The organism is Cellulomonas gilvus ATCC 13127 (assembly GCF_000218545.1).
Classification (GTDB): Bacteria; Actinomycetota; Actinomycetes; order Actinomycetales; family Cellulomonadaceae; genus Cellulomonas; species Cellulomonas gilvus.
Map to the genome: position 1 here is coordinate 333,274 of NC_015671.1, position 24,701 is coordinate 357,974.

Annotated in this window: 16 protein-coding genes and 1 tRNA gene; 14 read left to right on the forward strand and 3 right to left on the reverse strand. The window is 73.0% G+C overall.

Going from position 1 to position 24,701, the window contains the following annotated elements:
* Nucleotides 1–43 precede the first annotated feature (43 nt).
* The 7 genes from CELGI_RS01545 (at nucleotide 44) to topA (ending at nucleotide 9,894) form a co-directional block, all read left to right on the forward strand.
* Nucleotides 44–1,735, forward strand: a complete 1,692-nt coding sequence (locus CELGI_RS01545; protein ID WP_041574056.1) for an ABC transporter substrate-binding protein — start codon at nucleotides 44–46, stop codon at nucleotides 1,733–1,735.
* 110 nt (nucleotides 1,736–1,845) lie between these two features.
* Nucleotides 1,846–2,919: an ABC transporter ATP-binding protein gene (locus CELGI_RS01550; protein ID WP_013882352.1), complete on the forward strand. Its 1,074-nt coding sequence runs from the start codon at nucleotides 1,846–1,848 to the stop codon at nucleotides 2,917–2,919.
* A complete protein-coding gene (locus CELGI_RS01555; RefSeq protein ID WP_013882353.1) occupies nucleotides 2,916–3,893 on the forward strand; it encodes an ABC transporter permease in 978 nt (325 codons plus the stop codon). Before CELGI_RS01550 ends, CELGI_RS01555 begins: the two co-directional genes overlap by 4 nt.
* 3 nt (nucleotides 3,894–3,896) lie before the next feature.
* Nucleotides 3,897–4,886 (forward strand): ABC transporter permease, encoded by a 990-nt coding sequence (locus tag CELGI_RS01560; protein ID WP_013882354.1) that lies wholly within the window; start codon nucleotides 3,897–3,899, stop codon nucleotides 4,884–4,886.
* The gene (locus tag CELGI_RS01565) at nucleotides 4,883–5,974 is read left to right on the forward strand and encodes an ABC transporter ATP-binding protein (protein WP_013882355.1); all 1,092 of its coding nucleotides are present in this window, start codon (nucleotides 4,883–4,885) and stop codon (nucleotides 5,972–5,974) included. Before CELGI_RS01560 ends, CELGI_RS01565 begins: the two co-directional genes overlap by 4 nt.
* Before the next feature lie 161 nt (nucleotides 5,975–6,135).
* A complete protein-coding gene (locus tag CELGI_RS01570) occupies nucleotides 6,136–7,077 on the forward strand; it encodes a phosphatase PAP2 family protein (protein ID WP_150104634.1) in 942 nt (313 codons plus the stop codon).
* Nucleotides 7,078–7,176: 99 nt separating this feature from the next.
* Nucleotides 7,177–9,894, forward strand: coding sequence for a type I DNA topoisomerase (gene topA, locus CELGI_RS01575; RefSeq protein WP_013882357.1), 2,718 nt, complete (start codon nucleotides 7,177–7,179; stop codon nucleotides 9,892–9,894).
* A gap of 60 nt (nucleotides 9,895–9,954) precedes the next feature.
* Here topA and CELGI_RS16225 read toward each other — a convergent pair whose 3' ends face one another.
* Entirely contained in the window at nucleotides 9,955–13,992 is a 4,038-nt protein-coding gene (locus CELGI_RS16225) for a CIA30 family protein (RefSeq protein ID WP_013882358.1), read from the reverse strand.
* A 178-nt stretch (nucleotides 13,993–14,170) separates the two neighbouring features.
* On the opposite strand from CELGI_RS16225, the gene CELGI_RS01585 reads away from it, so the two are divergent.
* The 7 genes from CELGI_RS01585 to CELGI_RS01615 all read left to right on the forward strand — a co-directional run bounded on the left by CELGI_RS01585 (nucleotide 14,171) and on the right by CELGI_RS01615 (nucleotide 23,176).
* Nucleotides 14,171–15,175 (forward strand): Gfo/Idh/MocA family protein, encoded by a 1,005-nt coding sequence (locus CELGI_RS01585; protein ID WP_013882359.1) that lies wholly within the window; start codon nucleotides 14,171–14,173, stop codon nucleotides 15,173–15,175.
* Nucleotides 15,176–15,218: 43 nt separating this feature from the next.
* Complete coding sequence (tmk, locus tag CELGI_RS01590) at nucleotides 15,219–15,875, forward strand: dTMP kinase (protein WP_013882360.1); 657 nt, start codon at nucleotides 15,219–15,221, stop codon at nucleotides 15,873–15,875.
* The gene (locus tag CELGI_RS01595; protein WP_013882361.1) at nucleotides 15,872–17,008 is read left to right on the forward strand and encodes a DNA polymerase III subunit delta'; all 1,137 of its coding nucleotides are present in this window, start codon (nucleotides 15,872–15,874) and stop codon (nucleotides 17,006–17,008) included. The genes tmk and CELGI_RS01595 overlap by 4 nt, the downstream gene beginning before the upstream one ends.
* Nucleotides 17,009–17,058: 50 nt before the next feature.
* A complete protein-coding gene (locus tag CELGI_RS01600; RefSeq protein ID WP_041574318.1) occupies nucleotides 17,059–18,588 on the forward strand; it encodes an alpha/beta hydrolase in 1,530 nt (509 codons plus the stop codon).
* A gap of 87 nt (nucleotides 18,589–18,675) precedes the next feature.
* Nucleotides 18,676–18,748, forward strand: a tRNA-Thr gene (locus CELGI_RS01605).
* A gap of 164 nt (nucleotides 18,749–18,912) precedes the next feature.
* Nucleotides 18,913–19,500 carry a hypothetical protein gene (locus tag CELGI_RS01610; RefSeq protein WP_013882363.1) on the forward strand — a complete coding sequence of 196 codons (588 nt, stop codon included), beginning with the start codon at nucleotides 18,913–18,915 and terminating at the stop codon, nucleotides 19,498–19,500.
* 214 nt (nucleotides 19,501–19,714) lie between these two features.
* Nucleotides 19,715–23,176 carry a hypothetical protein gene (locus CELGI_RS01615; protein WP_013882364.1) on the forward strand — a complete coding sequence of 1,154 codons (3,462 nt, stop codon included), beginning with the start codon at nucleotides 19,715–19,717 and terminating at the stop codon, nucleotides 23,174–23,176.
* A gap of 46 nt (nucleotides 23,177–23,222) precedes the next feature.
* Here CELGI_RS01615 and CELGI_RS01620 read toward each other — a convergent pair whose 3' ends face one another.
* Entirely contained in the window at nucleotides 23,223–23,522 is a 300-nt protein-coding gene (locus CELGI_RS01620) for a hypothetical protein (RefSeq protein ID WP_013882365.1), read from the reverse strand.
* Between the two features lie 66 nt (nucleotides 23,523–23,588).
* Nucleotides 23,589–24,596 (reverse strand): hypothetical protein, encoded by a 1,008-nt coding sequence (locus CELGI_RS16230; RefSeq protein WP_013882366.1) that lies wholly within the window; start codon nucleotides 24,594–24,596, stop codon nucleotides 23,589–23,591.
* Between the last annotated feature and the right edge of the window lie 105 nt (nucleotides 24,597–24,701).

The following is a 24,701-nucleotide window of genomic DNA, read 5'->3' on the forward strand; positions in this document are numbered from 1 at the left end:
CCCACTCGGGCAACACCAAGTGCAAGGAGGCACTCCCGTGAGGATGCGCACGTTCGCGACGACCGCAGCCAGCGCCGCTGTCATCGCCCTGCTGGCGACCGCCTGCTCCGGCGGCGGCAGCGGCACCGAGGACCCCAAGCCCGGCCAGACGCAGGCCACGAGCAACGAGCGTTCGGACAAGGTCCTGACCGTCGGCATGCCCAACGGCGAGGCGTCGGCCAACCAGAACCCGATCGCACCGGGTTCGGGCTCGACGTCGTTCGGCTACGCCTACGCGATCTACGAGTCGCTCATGCAGGTCAACGAGGTCAAGCCGACCGACCCGCCGGCGCCGTGGCTCGCCGAGAAGATCGAGTGGAACGCCGACTACACGCAGGCGGTCATCACGCCGCGCGCGGGCGTCACGTGGAGCGACGGCGAGCCGTTCACGGCGGAGGACATCGCGTACTCGATCCAGATCCGCAAGGACAACCCCGAGCTCAACGTCGACTTCCCCGACCAGTACGGCGAGATCACCACCGACGGCTCCACCGTCACGGTGGGCTTCACGACCGGTCAGCTGGTCAACGAGGTCAAGCTGTACAAGCTCCTGATCGTGCCCAAGCACATCTGGGAGAACGAGGACCCGGTCACCTACACAGCCGACACGATGATCGGCACGGGGCCGTTCACGCTCAAGAGCTTCACGCCGCAGGCGGTCACGCTCGTGCCGAACGACGGCTACTGGGGCGACAAGCCGCTGGTCGGCGAGCTGCGCTACGACGCGTTCAAGGACAACGCGGGCCTGACGACCGCGCTGACCTCGGGCGATGCGCAGTGGGGCTGGACGTTCATCCCCGACTTCGAGAACACGTTCATCGCGCAGGACCCCGAGCACTTCCACCAGGTCGCCGGCGGCGGGTTCGGTGTGGACGTCCTCTACCTCAACAACGAGGAGAAGCCGTTCGACGACGTCGCGTTCCGCAAGGCGCTCAACATGGTCGTCGACCGGGCCGACATCTCCGCGACCGCCGGGTACGGCGTGTGGCCGCAGATCACGTCCGTCACGGGGCTGCCCGAGCCGTCCGGCGACGCGTTCATCTCGGACGAGTTCGCCGGTCAGGAGCTGTCCGTGGACGTGGACGGCGCCAAGCAGGTGCTGACGGAGGCCGGCTACACGTGGGACGGCGACGCGCTCGTCGACCCCGACGGCGAGAAGGTCTCGTTCACGCTGACCAACCCGCAGGGCTGGACCGACTACCTGGACGCGCTCAGCATCATCGCCGAGGGTGCCAAGTCGCTGGGCGCCGACGCCACGGTCGAGCCCGTCGTGCAGGACACGTGGTTCAACCAGATCATCAACCTCGGTGACTTCCAGGCGTCGCTGCACTGGACCGACGGCGGCTCCACGCCGTGGAACCTGTACTCGAACATCATGGACGGCGCGTCCTACGTGAAGCGCGGCGAGCCGGCCAACTGGAACTTCGGTCGGTACAAGAACGACGAGGTCACGCAGGCGCTCGCGACGTTCAAGTCGAGCGCCGACGAGGGTGAGCGCATGGCCGCGCTCGCCACGGTCCAGAAGCGCTTCGTCGAGGACGTCCCCGGCCTGATCATCTGGTCGCGCCCCGCCGTCGCGCAGTACTCGACGGTCAACTACACGGGCTTCCCGACCGCGGAGGACCCGTACGCCAACCCGCAGCCCACGGGCCCGCAGGCGGCGCTGATCCTCACGAGGCTCAAGCCCACGGCGTGAGCCGCCCGGGCCGCAACCCGGCCTGACCGCCCGACGGTCCCGGGGTGCGCGGCACGACCGCGCACCCCGGGACCACGGCCCACGTCCCTCAGGTGAGACCCGTGAACCCCATGCCCCCCACGCCCCGTGGCCCCCACGACGACCCGGACGACCGCGTGCCCGTCCTGCAGGCGGTCGACCTGCGCAAGCACTTCCCGGTCCGCGGCCTGCGCAGCACCGCCGTGGTGCACGCGGTCGACGACGTGACCATCGAGCTGTACCGCGGGCACGTCGTCGCGCTCGTCGGCGAGTCCGGCTCCGGCAAGTCGACGATCGCCCGGCTGCTCGCGCAGCTCATGCCCGCGACCAGCGGCCGGATCCTGCTGCACGGCGAGGACGCCACCGCGCGCGGGCGCCGCGCGTTCCGCGCCTACGTGCGGCGCGTGCAGATGATCTTCCAGGACCCGTTCGGGTCCCTGAACCCGATCCACACCGTGCGCTACACGCTCACGCGCAGCATCCGGATCCACCAGGGCCGGCTGCGCGGTGCGGAGCTCGAGGCCGCGCTCGAGGAGCTGCTCACGCGGGTGCAGCTCACGCCCCCGGCCCGGTACGTGGACAAGTTCCCGCACGAGCTGTCCGGCGGGCAGCGCCAGCGCGTCGCGATCGCGCGTGCGCTCGCCGCCGACCCCGAGGTCCTGCTGGCCGACGAGCCGATCTCGATGCTCGACGTCTCGATCCGGCTCGGCATCCTCAACCTGCTGCGCGACCTGCGCGACCGGCTGCACATCGCGATCCTCTACATCACGCACGACATCGCGTCGGCGCGCTACTTCGCCGACCGGACGATGGTCATGTACGCGGGCCGCGTGGTGGAGCAGGGCGACAGCGAGGCGGTCACGCAGGACCCCAAGCACCCGTACACGCAGCTGCTCATCAGCTCCGCGCCGGACCCGGACGACCTGGACGCGCGCGCCCGCGGCGCCCGCGGCGAGGCGCCCAGCCTGGTCCGACCGCCCGCGGGCTGCCGGTTCAACCCGCGCTGCCCGTTCGCCACCGACGTGTGCCGCACCGAGGTGCCGCCCCTGCTGCCGGTCGGGGAGGGCCGCGAGGCCGCGTGCTGGGGCTACTCCGACCGCCCCGACCGGCCCCGGGTCGGCTCGGTGCTCGAGACCTACGGCGCCCGCAAGGAGGCCGACCGATGAGGTTCTTCGTCCGCCGCACGATCTTCTACGCGATCACGTTCTGGGCCGCGATGACGATCAACTTCTTCATCCCGCGCCTCATGCCGGGCGATCCGGTCTCGGCGCTCATCGCGGCCAACCAGGGCAAGATCAGCCCCGACGCGATCGCGGCGCTCAAGGCGCTGTTCGGGCTCGACGCGCACACGTCGTTGTGGCAGCAGTACGTGAGCTACTGGTCGCTGCTGTTCCAGGGCGACCTGGGCATCTCGTTCTCGGCGCGTGAGCCGGTGGTGGACATCCTGGCCCGCTCGCTGCCGTGGACCATCGGCCTCGTCGGGATCGCGACGATCCTCAGCTTCACGATCGGGACGCTCGCGGGCATCGCGATCGGCTGGCGGCGCGGCACGCGCGCCGACATCCTGCTGCCCATCTCGACGTTCTTCTCGACCGTGCCCTACTTCTGGCTCGCGCTCGTGGTCATCGCGCTGTTCGCGGTCCGGCTGCAGTGGTTCCCCGCGAGCGGCAGCTACGACCGCAGCATGGTGCCCACCCTGTCCTGGGAGTTCGTGGGGTCCGTCCTCACGTACGGCACGCTGCCGGCGCTGACCATCGTCGTGACGTCGGTCTCCGGCTGGATCCTGGGGATGCGCAACATGATGGTGACCGTCTCGTCCGACGACTACGTGACGGTCGCGCAGGCCAAGGGTCTGCCCGAGCGCACGGTCATGTTCGGCTACGCCGCGCGCAACGCGATCCTGCCGCAGCTCTCGAGCTTCGCGCTGTCGCTCGGGTTCATCGTGGGCGGCACGCTCGTCATGGAGACGGTCTTCTCCTACCAGGGCATCGGCTACCAGCTGCTCAAGGCGACCGCCGCCAAGGACTACCCGCTCATGCAGGGCTGCTTCCTGGTCATCACGCTGGCCGTGCTGCTCGCCAACGTCATCGCCGACTTCGCCTACGGCGTGCTCGACCCGCGCACGCGTCAGGAGGGCTGACCCATGGCCGCCGAGATCATCGTCGAGCCCGACACGCTCCCGCTGCAGGACGCGGCGCCGTCGGGCAGGAAGCGGCGCTTCCTGTGGATGCGCAACGCCAAGGCGCTCACGGGCGTCGCGATCCTCGCGTTCTTCGTCGTCATCGCCGTCGTCGGGGAGTGGATCGCGCCGTACGACCCCGACGCACGCAGCAGCGACCTGCTGCAGCCGCCGTCGTGGGAGCACTGGATGGGCACCACGCACATGGGCCAGGACGTCATGTCCCAGGTGATCCTGGGGACGCGCTCGGTGCTGCTGATCGCGTTCGTCGCGGGCTTCCTGGCCACGTTCATCGGCATCGTCGTCGGCATCACCGCCGGGTACGTGGGCGGGGTGGGCGACGAGGGGCTGTCCGCGCTGTCCAACGTGTTCCTGGTGATCCCGCAGCTGCCGCTCATCATCATCATCGCGGGGCTGCTCCCGTCGGCCGGCGGCCTCACGGTCGCGGTCGTCATCGCGATCACCGGCTGGGCGTGGGGCGCGCGCGTACTGCGTGCCCAGACGCTGTCGCTGCGCAAGCGGGACTTCGTCGAGGCGGCCCGCGCCAACGGCGAGAGCACGTGGCGGATCATCCTGTCGGAGATCCTGCCGAACCTCACCGCGATGATCGCCGCGGGCTTCGTCGGCACCGTGTCGTTCGCCGTGCTGTCCCAGATCACGCTGTCGTTCATCGGCATCACGCCCACCGACACGTGGAACTGGGGGACCGTCCTGTACTGGGCGCAGGCGCAGCTCGCGCTCCAGCGCGGGGCCTGGTGGTGGTACATGTTCCCGGGCGTGTGCATCGCACTCGTCGGGATCTCGCTGACCCTCATCAACTTCGGCATCGACGAGTTCGTCAACCCCCGCCTGCGGTCCACGGGCCTGAACGCCAAGACGCTGCGCAGGCGCGGCATCCGTCCCCGCATCGGCTTCACGCCGGTGGTCCACGAGGCCAAGGAGGACCGGGCATGAGCGCCCTGGCCGACCAGCCCCGCGCCTTCGCCCCCGCGAAGGACCCGGTGCTCGAGATCACGAACCTGTCCGTGGACTACGGGTACGACGAGCCGACGCACGTGCTGCGCCAGGTCTCGCTGACCCTCAACCGCGGGGAGGTGCTGGGCCTGGCCGGCGAGTCCGGCTGCGGCAAGTCCACGCTCGCGTACGCCGCGACGCGGCTGCTGCCCCCGCCGGGGCTCATCACGGGCGGTCAGGTGGTGTTCACCGACCGCGACGGCACGCGGCGCGACGTGCTCGCGCTCGACGACGCGGCGCTGCGCAGGTCCCGGTGGCAGGACATGGCGATCGTGTTCCAGGGGGCGATGAACTCGCTCAACCCGGTGCACCGGATCGGGCGGCAGATCGCCGACGCGATCACGGCGCACGAGCCGCGCACGTCCAAGGCCGACGCGCTCGCGCGGTCCGCCGAGCTGCTCGACCTGGTGGGCATCAACCCGGACCGCCTGCGCGACTTCCCGCACCAGCTGTCGGGGGGCATGCGCCAGCGCGTGATGATCGCCATGGCGCTCGCGCTGGACCCGCAGGTGCTCATCATGGACGAGCCGACCACCGCGCTCGACGTGGTGATGCAGCGCCAGATCGTCGAGCAGATCGCGGACCTGCGGGAGCGCCTCGGGTTCTCGGTCGTGTTCATCACGCACGACGTCTCGTTGCTGATCGAGATCGCCGACCGGATCGCGATCATGTACGCGGGCGAGATCGTGGAGGACGCCGCGGCCCAGGACGTGTACCGCCGGCCGCGGCACCCGTACGCCGACGGCCTGCTGCACTCGTTCCCGCCGCTGCGCGGTCCCCGGCGCGAGCTGGGTGGCATCCCGGGGTCGCCGCCCGACCTGGCGAGCCTGCCCACGGGCTGCCCGTTCCGGGACCGGTGCGCGTTCGCGTTCGACGCGTGCGCCGCGGTGCAGCCCGAGCTCGCGCCGTCGCTGGTGCCGGGTGACGACCCGGCCCGCGCGGTGGCGTGCCACCTGCACACGCCCGAGCTGGTCGCGGCCGCGGGGTTCGCACCGCGCCCGCTGCCGGACCGCCTCACCCTGACCTGACCCGGCCGAACAGGCTGTGCGCGTCCTGCGCACCCGGTGCGGACGTCCTGCGTGCGCACCGGGTGCGGGCCGTGCCGTCCCGGCCGCGTGCCGCCGACCGTGGCCTAGCGTGGGCGGGTGCGGAGCAGGAACGGGTCGGCGGCGGGGCGGTGGTGAGCGGGGTGGCGACGGTGGACGAGCCCGCCGCGACGACGGGCGCGGGGCCGCTGCCGGGCGGGCCGCGTCCGCGCTGGCCCGTGGTCACCGCGTGCCTGGCCGTGTGGGCCGCCTCGATGGTGGGCGTGTGGGCGCTGTGGCGCGTCTTCGTGGTCACCGAGAAGGGCCAGCTGGTCGAGGCGGCGGTGCTGCAGGGTGCCTGGTACGGGCGGACCGACCTGTGGCGCTTCGCGGAGAAGGTGCTCGACGTCGTCTCCGTGGGCGCGATCGCCGTCGTCCTGCTGACCGCGATCGTCATCGCCGTGGTGCGCCGCCGCTGGGAGCTCGCGGCTCAGGTCGCGCTCGTCGCGGGCGGCGCCAACATCACCACGCAGGTGGTCAAGCACGTGCTGCTGAGCCGTCCGGACCTGGGCGTGGAGGTGGGCGCGCGCGACAACTCGCTGCCCAGTGGGCACACCACCGCGGCCATGTCGATCGCGGTGGTCCTGCTCCTGGTGGTGCCGGCGCGCGCGCGTCCCTGGGTCGGGGTGCTCGGGGCCGCGTACGCCGCGGCCACCGGGGTCTCGACGCTCGTCGGGCGGTGGCACCGGCCGTCGGACGTGCTCGCGTCCGTGCTCGTGGTGCTGGGCTGGACCGCGGCCACGTGCGCGGTCACCGCGCTGTGGCCCGCGCGGCGCTCGGAGGACCGGTTCGACGGCCCGCCGCCCGCCCGGGCGAGCCGCCTGACCGTGCTCGTCGGCCTCACGCTGATCGGTGCCGTCGCGGCGGTGGTCGCGGTCGCGGCGCTCAGCCGCACGGCCGACCAACTGCCCGTCATCGAGGGCCGTCCGGCGCTGCTCGTCGCGTACGCCGGGGGCGTCGCGGCCACCGTGTGGGCCTCGTCGTGGGCGTTCGCGGTCATCCTGGCGCTGCGTCAGGGCGCCTCCCTCCGATTGCGGCGGGCTTGACCCTTCGTCGTAGAGTCCCAGCGGAAGCCCACAGCACCGGCGGCGCACGCACCGCCCGGCGGGGCGCAGATCCACGCCCGAACAGGAAGAGGCGCACGCATGTCGGCAGGGCGCAAGCTCGTCATCGTCGAGTCGCCGGCCAAGGCCCGCACGATCGCGGGGTACCTGGGCGACGGCTTCGACGTCGAGGCGAGCGTCGGGCACATCCGCGACCTGCCGCAGCCCTCGGAGCTGCCGGCGGACATGAAGAAGGGTCCGTTCGGCAAGTTCGCGGTGGACGTCGAGAACGGCTTCACGCCGTACTACGTGGTCGACTCGGACAAGAAGAAGAAGGTCGCCGAGCTCAAGAAGCTCCTCAAGGAGTCCGACGAGCTGTACCTCGCCACCGATGAGGACCGAGAGGGCGAGGCCATCGCGTGGCACCTGCTGTCCGAGCTCAAGCCCAAGGTGCCGGTCAAGCGCATGGTGTTCCACGAGATCACGCGTGAGGCGATCACGCGGGCGCTCGAGAACACGCGTGAGCTCGACGACCGTCTGGTCGACGCGCAGGAGACGCGCCGCATCCTCGACCGCCTGTACGGCTACGAGGTCAGCCCGGTGCTGTGGCGCAAGGTCCGCCAGGGTCTGTCCGCGGGCCGCGTGCAGTCGGTCGCGACGCGCCTCGTCGTGGAGCGTGAGCGGGAGCGCATGGCGTTCGTGCCCGCCGACTACTGGGACGTCACGGGCACGTTCGCGGTGGCCGACGACGACGAGCCCACGTTCTCCGCGCGGCTGTCCGCGCTGGACGGGCGCCGCGTGGCCACGGGCCGCGACTTCTCCGACCGGGGCGTGCTGACCTCGGACTCCGCGCACCTGGACGAGGCCGCGGCGACGTCGCTGGTGGCGGCGCTCGACCGTGCCGACTTCGAGGTCCGCAGCCTCGAGACCAAGCCGTACACGCGCCGCCCCGCGGCCCCGTTCACCACGTCCACGCTGCAGCAGGAGGCCTCGCGCAAGCTGCGCATGTCCTCGCGGCAGACCATGCGCACCGCGCAGTCGCTGTACGAGAACGGCTACATCACGTACATGCGGACCGACTCGCCCGTGCTCTCGTCGCAGGCGATCAGCGCCGCGCGGCGGCAGGCCGCCGAGCTGTACGGCGGCGAGTACGTCCCCGACGCGCCGCGCGTCTACGCCTCGAAGGCGAAGGGTGCGCAGGAGGCGCACGAGGCCATCCGTCCCGCGGGTGACCACTTCCGCACGCCCGCTCAGGTGGCCCGCGAGCTCTCGGGCGACCAGTTCAAGCTGTACGAGCTGATCTGGAAGCGCACGGTCGCCTCCCAGATGGCCGATGCGCGCGGTCAGACCGCGTCGGTGCGGCTGGGCGCGGTCGCGTCCGACGGGCGCGACGCCGTGTTCTCCGCATCCGGCACGGTCATCACGTTCCGCGGGTTCCTGGCGGCGTACGAGGAGGGTCGCGACGTCTCGCGGTACGACGACGACGCCCCGGCGGCTCCGGCCGACGACAAGGACGCGCGCCTGCCGAAGATGGCGCAGGGTGACGCGCTCACGGCCGCCGACCTCACGGCGGACGGGCACCGCACGTCGCCGCCGCCGCGCTTCACCGAGGCGTCGCTGGTCAAGGCGCTCGAGGAGCGCGGCATCGGCCGTCCGTCGACGTACGCCGCCACGATCTCGGTCATCCAGGACCGCGGCTACGTGACGAGCCGCGGACAGGCCCTGGTGCCGTCGTGGCTCGCGTTCGCGGTGACGCGACTGCTCGAGGACAACTTCGAGTGGCTCGTGGACTACGACTTCACGGCCGAGATGGAGCAGGACCTCGACGCGATCGCGGCCGGCGACAAGGACCGCGTGGCGTGGCTGACGCGGTTCTACTTCGGGGACGGCACGGGCCGCACCGAGGGCGAGGGCCTGCGGGACCTCGTGGAGAACCTGGGCGAGATCGACGCGCGCGAGGTCAACTCGATCGCGATCGGCGACGGCATCGTGCTGCGCGTGGGCCGGTACGGCCCGTACCTCGAGGACCCGGCGGTTCTGGGCGAGGACGGCAACCCGCGCCGCGCATCCGTCCCGGAGGAGCTGGCCCCGGACGAGCTGACGGTCGCCAAGGCGCGTGAGCTGCTCGACAGCGAGCCCGAGGGCGACCAGGTGCTGGGCACCGACCCGACCTCGGGCACGACGATCGTCGCGAAGAAGGGCCGGTACGGCCCGTACGTGACCGAGCTGCTCCCCGAGCCCGAGATCGACCCGTCGCTGTCCGCCGCCGCGAAGAAGAAGGCGCTCGCCGCCGCGCCCAAGCCGCGCACGGCGTCGCTGTTCAAGTCGATGTCCCTGGACACGATCACGATCGACGACGCGCTGCGCCTGCTGTCGCTGCCGCGCGTGGTCGGCACCGACCCCGAGTCGGGTGCGGAGATCACGGCGCAGAACGGCCGCTACGGCCCGTACCTGAAGAAGGGCACGGACTCGCGCACGCTCGCCTCGGAGGAGGCGCTGTTCACGACGACGCTCGAGGAGGCGCTCGCGATCTACGCGCAGCCCAAGCGCGGCCGCGGCGCCACCGCGACGCCGCCGCTGCGCGAGCTGGGCACGGACCCGACCTCGGGCAAGCCGATCGTCGTGAAGGACGGCCGGTTCGGGCTGTACGTGACCGACGGCGAGACCAACCGGACGCTCCCGCGGGACGTGACCGCCGAGTCGATCACGCCCGAGCAGGCGATCCAGCTCCTCGCGGACAAGCGCGCGTCCGCCCCGGCCAAGAAGAAGGCCCCGGCGCGCCGCACCGCGGCCAAGCCCCGCGCCGCGGCCAAGAAGTAGCCCGCACGCACGACGCCCCCGCCGGCAGCCCTTCCGGCGGGGGCGTCGTCGGTCGTCAGGTCAGCGGCGGCGGACGGTCAGTGAAGCCGCCGCGCTCGTGACCTGACCCGCGTCGTTGCGCACCACGACGCGGAACCTGGCACCGGACAGCGACGACGTGGCCTTCGTCGCGTACGACCGTGCGGTCGCCCCGGTGATCTTGTGCCACGAGGACGAGCCCCGGGCCTGGACGTACCACTGGTAGCGGGGTGCGGGGTACCCGGTCGCGGTGACGCTGAACCGTGCGGTGGCTCCCGCCGCGACGGTCACCGCACGGGGCTGCGCGGTGACGTGCGGCCGCACGCGCGTGGCCGTGACGGTCGCGGTGGCCGTGGTCGCGCTGCCCGCGCTGTTGCGGAACACCGCGCGGTAGCGCGAGCCGTCCTTGCCCGCCGAGACCAGGACCGTGAGCGTGCGGCCGGTGGCCCGCGGGACGTCGGCCCACACGGCCGAGCCGTGCGCCCGGCGCTGCCACTGCACGGTCGGCGTCGGGTACCCGCTCGCCTGCGCGGCGAGCGTCACCCTGCTGCCGATCTTCCCGCTCACCGACCGGGGTTGCGTGGTGACCACCGGCGCCGCGGGCGTCACCGTGAGCGTCGCCGCCGCGGTGGTCGCGCTGCCCGACGCGTTGGTGAACACCGCGCGGTAGCGCGCACCGTCGGTGCTCGCCGTGAGCCGCACGTCCAGCGTGGCCGCGGTCGCGCCCGGGACGTCCGTCCACGTGCTGCTGCGCGGTGCGCTGGTCTGCCACTGCACCGCCGGGGCCGGGACGCCGCTCGCGGCGGCGCTGAGCGTCACGGTGCTGCCCAGCGCACCCGAGGTCGACGCGGGCTGCGTCGTGACCTCGGGTGCGGTCGGGGTCGGCTCGTCGGGGAAGTCCCCGACGACGAGGTCGTCGACGACGAACGAGCCCGTGACGGATGCGCTCGGCGAGGCCTGCGTGGCCATGAGGATGACCTCGTTGACCTTCGCGAGCTGCGCGCGCGTCGGGCGCAGCTCGGGGGACAGGCCGGACGGGTAGGTGACCACGGCGTCCGCGAACGGCAGGTGCACCGTGCGGGCGTCGCCCGTGAGGGCCACGGGCAGGTCCCAGAACCAGTCCTCACCCGTGCCGTCGGCCGAGACGGTGCGGAACCGGAACGCCATCTGCTGGCCCGAGCCGTTCGGGTCCACCCACGCCGAGATGCCGTCGAGCCCCGCCCACGAGTGCCCGCCCAGCCAGCGCGACTCCTGCAGGTAGGTGGTCGTGGAGAAGTCGTACGCGAACCGCGCCGCCTGCGTCCCGCCCGAACCGGCGCCCGGCGCGAGCGTCAGCTGCCAGCCGTCGCCCCAGGCCTGCTCGGCGTTGTTGCTCCACGCGGCCCGCAGGTCCGTGGTGGTGGCGTAGGAGTCGAACCGGTCCAGCACCTCGGCCGTGCCGTCCGGGATCTCCGGCTCGGCCTCGCCGCCGACGACGCGCACGTCGTCGATGCCGAACGTGCCCGCGCCCGCGGTCGAGCTCGCCGCGACCACGAGCTCGTTGACCGTGCCCAGGCGCGCGTCGTCGAGCGGGTCGGTGAGGTCCGGCGGCCACGAGGGCGAGAAGCTCGAGAACGGGATCTCGACGGCGTGCCACGTCGTGTCGGTCAGGGGCACCTGCGCCAGGTAGTAGCCGCCCGAGCCCGTGCCGATCTGGATCGCCAGCTGGTTGCCGGACCCGTCGCCCTTGACCTGCAGCGCGAGCGCGTCGCGGCCCGACCAGTCCTGTCCGCCGAGCCAGCGGGCGGTGTCCTGCCAGCCGCCCGCGGCGTTGTCGTACGCGAACGCGAACGCCTGCTCACCCTGCGCGGCGTCGTCGGACAGCGAGATGAGCTCGGTCCTGCCGCGGTTGCCCCAGGCGGTGTCGAACGCGGCCTCGTCGGCGTAGGACTCGAAGTCGTCCACCGTGAGGGGCTCGGCGCCCGGCTCGGGGTCGACGTACTCGCCCTCGCCCGCGGCCTGGATGTCGTCGAGCAGCACCGAGCCGGTCAGCGGCGCGCTGCCGCCCGCGTCGTTCAGGTAGACGAAGACCTGGCTGACCTTGGCCAGCCGCTCCCACGTGAGCGTCGCACCCGCGTTGGCGGTGTCCCACGGCGCGGGGGCGAACTGCGTCCACGGGATCGAGGCGAGGTACGGCTCGTCGCCCGCGAGCGAGGGGTACGCCTCGAACGTGACGCCTCCCGCCTGGACCTGCAGCACGAGCTTGTGGCCCGAGGCGTCGGGGTCGATCCACGCGTCGAGCCTGCCGAAGCCGGACCAGTTCTGCGTGGGTGCGTAGGACTTGCCGAAGCCCAGGTAGCCCGTCCGGCTCGCCGGGTAGTCGTAGGACAGCCGCACCGCGTTGCCGGCGCCGTGGTCGGCGAGCGAGATCGCGTCGGACGTCGCGTTGGCGACCGTGTACGCGGAGCGCAGAGCGACGTCGTCGCCGTAGCCCTCGAAGTCGTCGACGACGCCGACGGGCAGCACCGGCTGCGCGCCCAGGATGAGGGATGCCGAGGTGCTCAGGTCGTGCCCGCCGCCCGTGGCCGTCACGGTGACCGCGATCGTCCGGTTGGTGAGGTTCTCCTCGCCGATGTCCCACGTGGCCGACCAGTAGCCGTCGTCGTCGCGGGTCAGTGCGATCGGGTCGGAGCCGGCGGGTGCGAACGTCACCGTGTCCACGTCCGGGGCTGCGGTGACCTGCGCGCGCACCGTGGTGGTCGCGGTGGTCACGCGGGCGCCGTCCGCGGGCGAGACCAGCCGCAGGAACGGCTGCTGCTCGCCGGGCGTGCCGGGCAGCTCGAACCGCCCGCCGGTCTGGCTCGCGAACACCGAGGCGGGGTCGTCGTACAGCGCCTGGAAGTCGGCCGCCATCTCGTGGCCCGGGTACGGCACGTAGATCTGGCCCGAGCCGAAGTTGGCCCACGTGAGCATGAACGCGATGCGCGAGGCCTTCGCGTCGGCCGTGATGCCGCCGAGCAGGTCGGTGAAGTAGTGCAGCGACTTGTTGCCCGTCGGCTGGATGGTGCGGTCGCCGTTGCGGCCGAACTCCGTGAACGCGGGGATCTTGCCCCGCGCGTCCGCGAGGTCGACGACCATCGCGAGGTCCTGCACCGCGGCGGCGACGTACGCGTCGGAGTCGTCCGCGGCGTTCGAGTTCTCGTAGAAGTCGTAGCCCAGCACGTCGACCCACTGGTCACCCGGGTACGTCTGCAGGTAGCGGTCGGCGTCGCCGTCGAACGCGCCGTTGGGCGAGAACGCGTACAGCAGGTTGTGCACGCCCTTGACGTCCCGCAGGTACTCGACCGTGAACCGGAAGATCTCCTTGTACTCGCCCGACGTCGCGTGCGCGGCGCCCCACCAGAACCACGAGCCCGTGTTCTCGTGGAACGGCCGGAAGATCACGGGCACCAGGGTCCCGTCCGTGCGCTCGGCGTGCTGCGCGGCGGTCGCCACCAGGTCCAGGTACGCGCGGTACTCGTCGTGCGTGTCGCCGCCCGGCAGGATGTGGCTGACCACGCGGCCCGCGGTGTCGTTGTACGGGCCGCCGGTGACGAAGTTCGGCATGTGCGCGGACAGCGTGACCACGCCGCCGAGCGCGTCGGCCCGCACGAACTCGGCCGCGAGCGCGAGCGCGTTCTCCTCGTCGGTGTTCTCGTGCGTGCCCGGCTTCTCGTCGCCCTTGAGCGCGAGCGTGTCGTAGCCGAACACGCCGGGCAGGTCGCCGGTCTGCGCGAACACGTCGGACTTGAGCGGGAGCCCGTCCGGGCCCGTGGTCGTGGACGTGACGGCCTCGTCGGTCGGGTGCTGCTGGCCGAACAGGACGCCGCCGGACTCCTGGTCCCGCAGGTAGCGGAACAGTGCGGCCGTGTCGGCCGTGGCGGCGGTGTCCGCGACCGCGACCGTGGACGGGTCGGGCTCGTCGGCCTGGGCGGCCGTGCCGGTGCCCGTGAGCGCGAGCGCGCCCGCGACGAGCAGGGCGGCGGTCCGCGAGCGCCGGGGGCGCCGGGGACCGTGCGGATCGGGGATGCCCGGGGGCGTGGTGGTGCGAGTCGTGGCCATGAGTTCTCCGTTGAACGAGTTCCGTGCCGGGCACGGACAGGGCGACCGCTCGACCCTTCGTCGGGCCGACCCCGCCGAGACTAACTATGTACGGCAGGTTAAGAAAGTCCCCGAAGAAAGGGCCTGGTGAGGGCGCGCGCGGTGGGCGATCCCCTGCCCGCCCGCTACGTTGGGCGGCATGGCACGCACCGAGGACCCGCGCACCGCACCTCCGATCCGCTGGGGCGTCCTGGGCGCCGGCCGGATCGCCGGCTCGTTCGCCGACGCCGTGACCCGCCACACGCGCGCGCAGCTGGTGGCCGTGGGCTCGCGCAACCGCGACCGCGCCGAGCGCTTCGCCACCGCGCACGGCATCCCGACCACGCACCTGGGCTACGGGCCGCTCGTCGAGGACCCGCAGGTGGACGCCATCTACGTGGCCACCCCCCACTCCGAGCACCTCGAGCACGCGCTGCTCGCGATCGCGGCCGGCAAGCACGTGCTCGTCGAGAAGGCGTTCACGCGCAACGCGGCCGAGGCCGAGCAGGTGTTCGCGGCCGCGCGCGAGGCGGGCGTGTTCGTCATGGAGGCGATGTGGACGCGGTTCCTCCCGCACGTCGCCGCGCTGCACCAGGTGATCGACGCGGGCGAGATCGGGGACGTCGTCAACGTCAGCGCCGACCACGGGCAGCTCATGGGCTTCGACCCCGCGTCGCGCCTGTTCGCCCCCGAGCTCGCGGGCGGCGCGCTGCTGGACCTGGGCGTCTACCCGGTGTCGTTCGCGCACGACCTGCTGGGCGTGCCCGATGCGGTCAGCGCGGTGGGCCGCCTGACCGAGACGGGCGTCGACGGGCAGGTCTCGATCGTGCTGTCCTACGGCGAGCGCACGCAGGCGACGCTCTCGACGACGCTGTGGGCCCGCACGCCGACGGCCGCGCACATCTCCGGCACCGAGGGGTACATCGAGGTCGCCGGGCCGTTCTACGGGCCCTCGTCGTTCCGCGTCACGCGGCTCGACGGCCGGGTGTGGACGTTCGACCAGCCGAGCGCGCAGGGCCTGCAGTACGAGGCCTCCGAGGTCGCGCGGCGGATCGAGGCGGGCGAGACGCAGAGCCCGCGCATGACGTGGCAGGGCACGCTCGAGGTCCTGCGCACGCTCGACGAGGTGCGTCGCCAGATCGGCGTCGCCTACCCCGGCGAGTGATCCGGGCCGCGGAGGTGTCGGCGCGGGCGGCTAGCCTGACGCCGTGACGACGCCTGCTGCCGAGCCTGCCCGCGGGGTCTTCGTCTCGTTCGAGGGCGGTGACGGCGCGGGCAAGTCCACGCAGGTCCGGCTGCTGGGCGAGTGGCTGGCCGCGCGCGGGCGCGAGGCGGTGCTCACGCGCGAGCCGGGCGGCACGGAGCTGGGCCGCACGCTGCGGGACGCGGTGCTGCACGGCGAGCACGTGGACGCGCGCACCGAGGCGCTGCTGTACGCGACCGACCGCGCGCACCACGTGGCCTCGCTCGTCCGCCCCGCGCTCGAGCGCGGCGCTGTGGTGGTCACCGACCGCTACCTGGACTCGTCGGTGGCCTACCAGGGCACGGGCCGTGAGCTGGGCGCCGACGAGGTCGAGCGTCTCTCGCTGTGGGCGACGGGCGGCCTGCTCCCGGACGTCACGGTCCTGCTGGACCTCGACCCCGACGTAGGGCGCGCCCGGCTCACGGGCTCGCCGGACCGGCTGGAGAGCGCGGGCGACGACTTCCACCACCGCACGCGCCGGGCGTTCCTGGCCCGCGCTGCCGCGGACCCCGCGCGGTGGCTGGTGCTGGACGCGACGCGCCCGGCCGACGAGCTCGCGCACGCGGTGCGCGAGCGGCTCGCGCCGCTGCTCGACGCCGATGCCGGCCGGGGCGCGCCATGAGCGTGTGGGACGGCCTGGTGGGCCAGGAGCCCGCGATCGCCGAGCTGCAGCGCGCGGTGGTCGACCCCGGCGCCATGACGCACGCGTGGCTGTTCACCGGCCCGCCCGGCTCGGGCCGGTCCAACCTGGCGCGCGCGTTCGCGGCCGCGCTGCAGTGCGAGCAGGGCGGCTGCGGCACGTGCCACGCGTGCCTGACCGTGCTGGGCGGCACGCACCCCGACGTCACGGTGGTGGCGACCGAGGGCGTCAACATCCTCATCGACGCGGTGCGGCCCCTGGTCGAGCTCGCGCAGCGGTCGCCGTCGGCGGGCCGGTGGCGCGTGATCCTGGTGGAGGACGCGGACCGGCTGGTGGAGAAGACGTCGAACGTGCTGCTCAAGGCGCTCGAGGAGCCCGCGCCCCGCACGGTCTGGATGCTGTGCGCACCCAGCCCGCAGGACGTGCTGGTCACGTTGCGCTCGCGCAGCCGGGCGGTCGCTCTGCGGGTGCCGCCCGTCGAGGCGGTCGTCGAGCTGCTGGTCCGGCGTGACGGCATCGACCCGGCCGTCGCGGAGGCGGCGGCCCGCGCCGCGCAGAGCCACGTGGGCGTCGCGCGGCGCCTGGCGCGGGACCCGGAGGCCCGGCGCCGGCGCAACGAGGTGCTGCAGATCGCGGCGCGCATCCGGGGCGTGGGCGACGCCGTGCTCGCCGCCGGTGACCTCGTCGCGACCGCGCAGGCCGACGCCAAGGCGGCCACCGAGGAGCGGGACGCGAGCGAACGTGCGGCGCTCCTGCGCAGCCTGGGCGCGGAGGGTGCGGCCACCGTGCCGCCCGCGCTGCGGTCCCAGGTCCGTCAGCTCGAGGACGACCAGAAGCGCCGTGCCACGCGTGCGCAGCGTGACGTCCTGGACCGCGCGATGCTCGACCTGCTCTCGCTGTACCGGGACGTGCTGGTGGTCCAGCTGGGCGCCGACGTCCCGCTGGTCAACGTGGACCACGACGAGACCGCGCGCGCCCTGGCCGCGTCCTCCACGCCCGAGCAGACGCTGCGCCGCATGGACGCGATCGGCCAGGCGCGCACACGGCTCGAGGGCAACGTCGCTCCGCTGCTCGCGGTCGAGGCGATGGCGGTGGCGCTGCGGCCGCAGGGCTGAGCACTGTGGAGCGCACCGGATGGCACCGGTGCGGCGGCTACCGTGTCCGCGTGCCTTCGCCTTCCCGCCTGCTCCGTCCGCTCGGCCTGCTCGTCGTCGCGGCGCTCGTCGTGACCGGGTGCTCGGCACCCAAGCACCAGGCCAGCCCGCGGGCGGACGCGACCCCCGACGCGCAGAGCGCACCCGAGCCCGGTCTCGCGCGGTTCTACGCGCAGACGCTCGCGTGGCAGGAGTGCGACCAGGGCGAGTGCGCGCGCCTCGAGGTGCCGCTGGACTACGCGGACCTCGAGGCCGGATCCGTCGAGCTCGCGGTGGCGCGCCAGCGCGCGACGGGCGGGGACCGCATCGGCTCGCTCCTGCTCAACCCCGGGGGCCCCGGCGGCTCGGGTGTGGACTTCGTGGAGCAGGCCGCCACCACCGTGAGCGAGGACGTCCAGGCCCGGTACGACCTGGTGGGCTTCGACCCGCGCGGCGTGCAGGCCTCGACGCCGGCCGTGACGTGCGTGCCCGCCGACGAGCTGGACGAGCTGCTCGCGTTCGACCCGGACCTGACCACGGACGAGGGCATCGCGGAGGCGGCCGACATGTTCGGCGCGTTCTCCCAGGAGTGCCTCGAGCGGACGGGTCCGGTGTTCGGCCACGTCGACACGATCAGCGCCGCGCGGGACATGGACGTGCTGCGCGCGGTGCTCGGCGACGAGCAGCTGCACTACCTCGGCTACTCCTACGGCACGCAGCTGGGCGCGACGTACGCGGGCCTGTTCCCGGAGCGCGTCGGACGCGTGGTGCTGGACGGTGCGGTGGACCCCACGCTGACGGCCGAGGAGGCCACGGCCGCGCAGGCGGTCGGCTTCGAGAACGCGCTGCGCGCGTACGTCGCGGACTGCCAGGGCGGCTCACGCTGCCCGCTGACCGGATCGGTCGACGACGGCATGCGGCAGATCACCGCGCTCCTGGACCGCGCGTACGAGAGCCCGCTGCGCACCGGGACCGACCGTCCGCTGACCCGCTCGCTCGCCTTCACCGGCATCGCCGTCACGCTGTACTCCCAGGAGTACTGGACGTACCTCACGTCCGCGCTGACCTCGGCCCTCGACGGCGACGGCTCCATCCTGCTCACGCTGTCCGACGCGTACTACGACCGGCGCGAGGACGGCAGCTACGGCACCAACCAGACCGAGGCGTTCTGGTCCATCGGCTGCCTCGACCCGCGCGCGAGCGCGGACCTCGCGGACATGCGCGCCGACGCCGAGGCGATCATGGCGGCCGCCCCGACCGTCGGGGAGTTCTTCACGTTCGGCGGCACGCGGTGCGCGCAGTGGTCCGTCCCCGAGGTCGGTGGGCTCGACGACTTCTCGGCGGCCGGTGCGGCGCCCATCGTCGTGATCGGGACGACCAACGACCCCGCGACCCCGTACGAGCAGGCCCAGGCCCTGGCGAAGATCCTCGACTCGGGCGTCCTGCTCACGTACGAGGGCGAGGGTCACACCGCCTACGGCCGCTCGAACGACTGCATCGGCGACGCGGTGGACGGCTACCTGCTGGACGGTGAGGTCCCCGGGGACGGCACCACCTGCTGATCGCGCGCGTGCCCGTGGGCCCGCTTTGGAGCCACGCGCGCCGCCGGGTACAGTAGGCGCGCTCGCCGGTCCGCACGGTCCGACGACGCCGCCTTAGCTCAGTCGGCAGAGCGTCTCACTCGTAATGAGAAGGTCAAGGGTTCGATTCCCTTAGGCGGCTCCCGGGACCAAGGGCCTCACCCCGCTGCGGTAGCGCAGGAGGGTGAGGCCCTTTCTCGTCCGGAGGGCCACGTCAGGACCGAAAGCCCCCACCTTCACCGACGACTTCTGCTTGACTGGCTCGGTCGTCGTGCGCCGTACGGCCGTGAGCAGGGGGAACGTCGGATGCGTGGATCTTGGGTGCGCCTCGTCGGGGTCGCGGTCGCGACCGCTGCGCTGCTGGGCGCCTCGGCCCCGGACGGGCCGGCGGCGTCCTTGTCGGCCGAGACACAGAACGCGATGCTCGCGGAGCTCGCCGGGGTGCGGCCGTCGTCCGAGCTCGCCGGGCCGGTGATCGCCGCCGGCACGATCGAGGGCGCGGGCGCAGGCGTCCCGGTGATCGCGCAGGCGTGGCCGGACGAGGAGACGCTCGGCGAGGGCGAGGTCGGCGACTTCGTGGACATCGTCACCATCGCTGCCGCCCTGACCGGCGCCGACGGCTCGTTCGAGCTCGTCGCCGACCCCGAGGCCCTCGCCGGACGGGTGGGCGCGACGGCCGAGATCGTCAACTTCGACGTGACCGCGTTCGACGCCGGCTGTGCGCTCGCGTCGATGGGGACGTCGGTGGACGTGTCCGTGTCGTCCGGCGAGGTCGTGCTCGCCGCCGAGCTGGACGAGCCGCACCTCCTCGTCCGTGCCGAGCGCCCCCTGACCATCGGCGAGCTCGTGGCCGCGCCCGGGTCGGCGACCCCGCCGCCCGCGTGCGGCGAGTAGTCCGCGCAGGACCCGCGACCGGGAGTCGGACGCCATCGCGCCAGCGGGGCCCGCGTCGGGACGGCGTCGGCGGCGCCCGACAGGGTGGGCCTTGGTCCTTTGCCAGCCGCCGTTGACACGTGTCACTGTAGGGGAGCGCACCCACGCCGCACCGATGCGGCCCACGTGTCCGCCCGGACCGGCTCATGCGCGCACGGAAAGAAGGACATCGGCAATGGCGTCGCAGACTCTCCCGCCCGCGCTCACGGACGAGCAGGGACAGGTGACCGGCACCCCGGAATCGGGCCTGGTCGACCTGGACGGCCGGCGCTTCTACCGCATCGCGTCCTACGACGACCTGCCGCCGTTCTTCATGACGCTCGTGGGCGCGAGCGACCTGTGGGTGTTCATCTCCAGCACGGGTGGTGTGACCGCGGGCCGTGAGCAGGCGGACCGCGCGCTGTTCACGTACGCGACGGAGGACAAGGTCACGGCGGGCGCGGGCCGGACCGGCGGGCTCACGCTGCTCCGGGTCGAGACGAGCGAGGGCACGGTGTTCTGGCAGCCGTTCGCGCCGCGCCGGCCGGGCGACCCGCACGCCGAGCGGAACCTCTACAAGGACCCGCTGGGCACCACGCTCGTGTTCGAGGAGACCCGCGCGGACCTGGGCCTGCGCGTGCGCGTGACGTGGCGCACCGCGGCGCGGTTCGGTGTGGTGCGCGAGGTCGAGGTCGCGGCGGTCGCGGACCGGGTGGTCCGGGCCGAGGTGCTGGACGGTTTCGTCGACCTGCTGCCCGCGGGTGTCACGGTCCAGACGCAGGGTGAGCTGTCGAGCCTGCTGGACGCGTACAAGCGCGCGGAGGTGGACGCCGCGACCGGGCTCGGGCTCGTCTACCTGAACTCGACGCTGACGGACAAGGCGGACCCGAGCGAGTCGCTCGCGACGACCGTCGCGTGGCACGTGGGCCTCGAGGACGTGGACCACCTGCTCTCGACGCGCCAGGTCGGGGCGTTCGCCGACGGCCGCCCCGTGGCCCCCGAGCACGAGGTGCGCGGCGAGAAGGGCGCCTACCTGGTGCGCGCGCGGCTGACGCTGGGCGCGGGCGAGACGCGCCGCTGGAGCGTCGTCGCGGACGTGGACCAGAGCGCGGCGGACGTGGTGCGCCTGCAGACCGTGCTGGCGGACCGGGCCGGAGCAGCGGCGGCGCTGGCCGCGGACGTCGAGGCGACGCGTGCGCACCTGGACCTGCTGGTCGGCTCGGCGGACGGCGCGCAGGCCACGGGCGAGGAGATCGCGACCGCGCACCACCGGGCGAACGTGCTGTTCAACATCATGCGCGGCGGCGTGCTCGTCGACGGCTACACGGTCGAGACGGCGGACCTGCGCGCGTTCGTCGCGCAGCGCAGCCCGCGGACCGCGGCGCGCAGCGGGGCCTGGTTCGACGCGCTGGGCACGACCGCGCGGATCGACGATCTGATCGAGCGGGCCGACGCGTCGGGCGACCCGGACCTGCTGCGCCTCGTGCGCGAGTACCTGCCGCTGACGTTCAGCCGGCGCCACGGCGACCCGAGCCGGCCGTGGAACAAGTTCCAGATCGCGCTCACGGACGCGAACGGCCGGACGCGCGTCGACTTCCAGGGCAACTGGCGGGACATCTTCCAGAACTGGGAGGCGCTCGCGTTCTCGTTCCCGGAGTACATCGAGTCGATGGTCGCCGTGTTCCTCGACGCGACGACGGCCGACGGCTACAACCCGTACCGGATCTCCCGCTCGGGCATCGACTGGGAGGTCCCCGAGCCCTCGAACCCGTGGGCGAACATCGGCTACTGGAGCGACCACCAGGTGATCTACCTGGTCAAGCTGCTGGAGGCCTCGCAGCGCTTCCACCCGGGCCGGCTCGAGGCGCTCGTCGACCGTGCGGTGTTCACACACGCCGACGTGCCGTACCGCATCGCGACGTACGACGAGACGGTCGTCGAGCCCATCGCGACGATCGCGTTCGACACGGCCAAGGAGGAGGAGGTCGCGCGGCGCATCCGGACCGAGGGTGCCGACGGGCGGCTGGTCCACGGCCCCGACGGCGAGCTGGTCCGCGTGTCGCTGGGTGAGAAGCTGCTGCTCACGATCCTCGCGAAGGTGGTCAACCTGGTGCCGGACGGCGGCATCTGGATGAACACGCAGCGCCCCGAGTGGAACGACGCGAACAACGCGCTGGTCGGCAAGGGCCTGTCCGTGGTGACGCTCGCATACCTGCGCCGCGCGCTGAGCCTGGCGCGGGACCTGCTGACGGACGACGTCACGGTGACCAGCGAGCTCGCGGGTCTCCTGACGGACGTGCACGCCGCGCTCGACGCGCACCGCGCGCACGTGGGCACCGGGTTCGACGACCGCACGCGCCGCTCGGTCATGGACGCCCTGGGCGCGGCGGGCACGGACTACCGCACGCGCGTCTACGTGGGGTTCAGCGGTGAGCGCACGGCCGTCACGGCGGACGCGGTGCAGGAGTGCCTCGCGGCCGCGCAGCTGTACGTCGACGCCGCACTGCGGGCCAACCGGCGCCCGGACGGGCTGTTCCACTCCTACAACCTGCTGGACCTGCGCGACGGCGCGAGCATCGGCCGGCTGCAGGAGATGCTCGAGGGCCAGGTCGCGGTGCTCTCGTCGGGCCTGCTGACGCCCGCGGAGGCGCTCGCGCTCGTCCGGGCGCTGCGGAGCAGCGCGCTGTACCGCGCGGACCAGCACTCCTACCAGCTGTACCCGGACCGTGAGCTGCCCACGTTCCTGGCGCGCAACCTGGTCACGGCGGAGCAGGCGGCGTCCGCGCCGCTGCTCGCCGCGCTGGTCGAGGCGGGCGACACCTCGCTGGTGCTGCGCGACGTGCGCGGCGACCACCGGTTCGCGCCCGGCCTGCACAACGCGCGCGACGTCCAGGCGGCGCTCGACGCGCTGCCCGGCCGGGTCGCGGGGCTGACCGCGCAGCAGGTGGCCGAGGGCCGCCAGGCGGTGCTCGACGTGTTCGAGCAGGTGTTCCGGCACGCCGAGTTCACCGGGCGCTCGGGCTCGTTCTTCGCGTACGAGGGCCTGGGCAGCATCTACTGGCACATGGTCTCCAAGCTGCTGCTCGCGGTGCAGGAGAACCTGGAGCGGGCCATCGCCGAGGGCGCCGACGAGGCGGTCGTCACGGGCCTGCAGGACGCCTACGAGGACGTCCGGCTCGGGCTGGGCTACTGCAAGACGCCCGAGGTGTACGGCGCGTTCCCCGTGGACCCGTACTCGCACACCCCCGCGGGCAAGGGTGCGCGTCAGCCCGGCATGACCGGGCAGGTCAAGGAGGAGATCCTCACGCGCCTGGGCGAGCTGGGGCTGCGCGTCGAGCACGGGCGGATCGTGGTGCGTCCCGTGCTCCTGCGGGAGGCCGAGTGGACCGCGGAGCCGGTCACGTTCGTCCACACCGACGTCGCGGGGCACGAGCACCGGACCGAGCTGCCCGCCGGCTCGCTCGCGTTCACGTTCTGCCAGGTCCCGGTGGTGTACCACCGCACCGCGGGCGCCGGGTCGGTGCGCGTGGTCGCGCACCTCGCGGACGGCTCGCTCGTCGAGGGTGTCGAGGGCGCGCTCGATGCCGAGGTGAGCGCGCAGGTCTTCCGGCGCACCGGGGACGTGGTCCGCATCGAGGCGACGGTCCCCGCGAGCTGACGCACGCCCGCCCGCGGCGCCCACCCCGGGTGCCGCGGCGGGCGGCTCAGCCGAGCGCGGCCTCGTCGTAGGCCTCGACCACCGGCGGGCCCGCCAGGTGCGTGCGCCACTGCGCGAGCAGGTCACGCATGCGCGCGTCGGACTCGGTGCGGAGCTGGTCGGCGTCGTACGTCGCACGGTCGGCGTACTCGATGATCTCGACGAACCGGTCCGGCTCCGTCAGGTGCCACTGCAGGCGCGTCCGGATGCCGCCCGGCTCCTCGTAGACGGGGCGTGCCCCGACCAGGAACCGCTCGAGCTCCGGGCGGCTCGTCGCGACGCGTCCGTGCAGGTAGAGGGTGATCACGCCCGGCATCCTGGCACGGCGACGGCCCGCCCCGGGGGGGGACGGGCCGTCGCCGTGGGACCTGCGTCAGCGCGTGACGGCCGCCGTCGCCGTCGAGGTGGCGACTCCGGGCGCGTAGCCCGGCGTCGTCGCCTTGAACGTGACCTGGACCTTGAGCTTCTTGCCCAGGTCCGCGGCGACCGGCACGTAGGTCTTGCCGGTGGCGCCGCTGATCGCGACGCCGTTGCGCAGCCACCGGTAGGACGGCGTGCCCGCGACCGCCCACGTGCCCGGGGTGGCGGTCAGCTTCGCGCCGACCTTCGCCTTGCCCGTGACCGTGGGGACGGTCGTGTTGACCACGCCCATCACCAGGACCTTGAGGTTCTTCGCGCCCGCGGGCACCAGTGCCGCCTTGGCGCGGGCCCGCACCATGGCCCGCCCGGCCCCGCCGTAGTAGTAGCCCGTGTCCTGGTCCTCGTCGGTGGCCAGGAACAGCGTGTACCGGCCCTCGGCCGCGACGCCGCCGAACGTCAGCGGGATCGTGGTGACCGCGGCGGCGCCGAACCGGCTCTCGGCAGCGAACGGGCGGCCGGTCGCCGCCTCCACGAGGTAGGCGCCCCGGGGGCTCCAGGACGGGAACGTGTTCTCCGGCAGCGTGAGGACCACGCTCGTGGTGACCGCGACGCGCGGCTTGAGGGCGAGCGTCGCGCCGGGCTTGACCAGCGTGGCGCCGCTGACGCCGACCGCCAGCCGGGTGGCGCCCTTCGCGTAGTAGCCCGTCGCCGTCTGACCGCTCACGTCGGTGAGCATGACCTGGTAGCCCTCGCCCGCGTCGAGCCCGGACACGGTGAACGTGCCGTCAGGCGCCACGGACGCCTGCGCGGCGTGCTCGATGTAGCGGTCGTCGGGCGAGAACACGACGACGTACGTCGGACCGGGATCGGTGATCGCGGACGGGTACGTGACGCGCCCGGTGATGGTGGTCGCGCCCGCTGCCGAGGCGGGAGCGCCGCCGAGCAGCGTGGCGAGCAGGGCGAGCGCGGTCGTCAGGACGACGAGCGCACGCGTGCGGGCAGGAGTGGTACGGACGGTCATGCGGTTCCTCCGGTCGTGGGGCGAGGGGCGTGCCTCGCTCGCGTGAGGATCTCGCACCGGCACCGACCGCCGCCCGGTCCCGCGCGAAGTTTCACCCGTCCGCGC

What these genes read in the sequence shown, in the direction of transcription:
- CELGI_RS01565 (WP_013882355.1), top strand. Translation starts at nt 4,883, where the DNA reads ATGAGCGCCCTGGCCGACCAGCCCCGCGCCTTCGCCCCCGCGAAGGAC.
- CELGI_RS01615 (WP_013882364.1), top strand. Translation starts at nt 19,715, where the DNA reads ATGGCGTCGCAGACTCTCCCGCCCGCGCTCACGGACGAGCAGGGACAG.
- CELGI_RS01595 (WP_013882361.1), top strand. Translation starts at nt 15,872, where the DNA reads ATGAGCGTGTGGGACGGCCTGGTGGGCCAGGAGCCCGCGATCGCCGAG.
- CELGI_RS01550 (WP_013882352.1), top strand. Translation starts at nt 1,846, where the DNA reads ATGCCCCCCACGCCCCGTGGCCCCCACGACGACCCGGACGACCGCGTG.
- CELGI_RS01545 (WP_041574056.1), top strand. Translation starts at nt 44, where the DNA reads ATGCGCACGTTCGCGACGACCGCAGCCAGCGCCGCTGTCATCGCCCTG.
- CELGI_RS16230 (WP_013882366.1), bottom strand. Translation starts at nt 24,596, where the DNA reads ATGACCGTCCGTACCACTCCTGCCCGCACGCGTGCGCTCGTCGTCCTG.
- CELGI_RS01560 (WP_013882354.1), top strand. Translation starts at nt 3,897, where the DNA reads ATGGCCGCCGAGATCATCGTCGAGCCCGACACGCTCCCGCTGCAGGAC.
- CELGI_RS01555 (WP_013882353.1), top strand. Translation starts at nt 2,916, where the DNA reads ATGAGGTTCTTCGTCCGCCGCACGATCTTCTACGCGATCACGTTCTGG.
- topA (WP_013882357.1), top strand. Translation starts at nt 7,177, where the DNA reads ATGTCGGCAGGGCGCAAGCTCGTCATCGTCGAGTCGCCGGCCAAGGCC.
- CELGI_RS01610 (WP_013882363.1), top strand. Translation starts at nt 18,913, where the DNA reads ATGCGTGGATCTTGGGTGCGCCTCGTCGGGGTCGCGGTCGCGACCGCT.
- CELGI_RS16225 (WP_013882358.1), bottom strand. Translation starts at nt 13,992, where the DNA reads ATGGCCACGACTCGCACCACCACGCCCCCGGGCATCCCCGATCCGCAC.
- CELGI_RS01585 (WP_013882359.1), top strand. Translation starts at nt 14,171, where the DNA reads ATGGCACGCACCGAGGACCCGCGCACCGCACCTCCGATCCGCTGGGGC.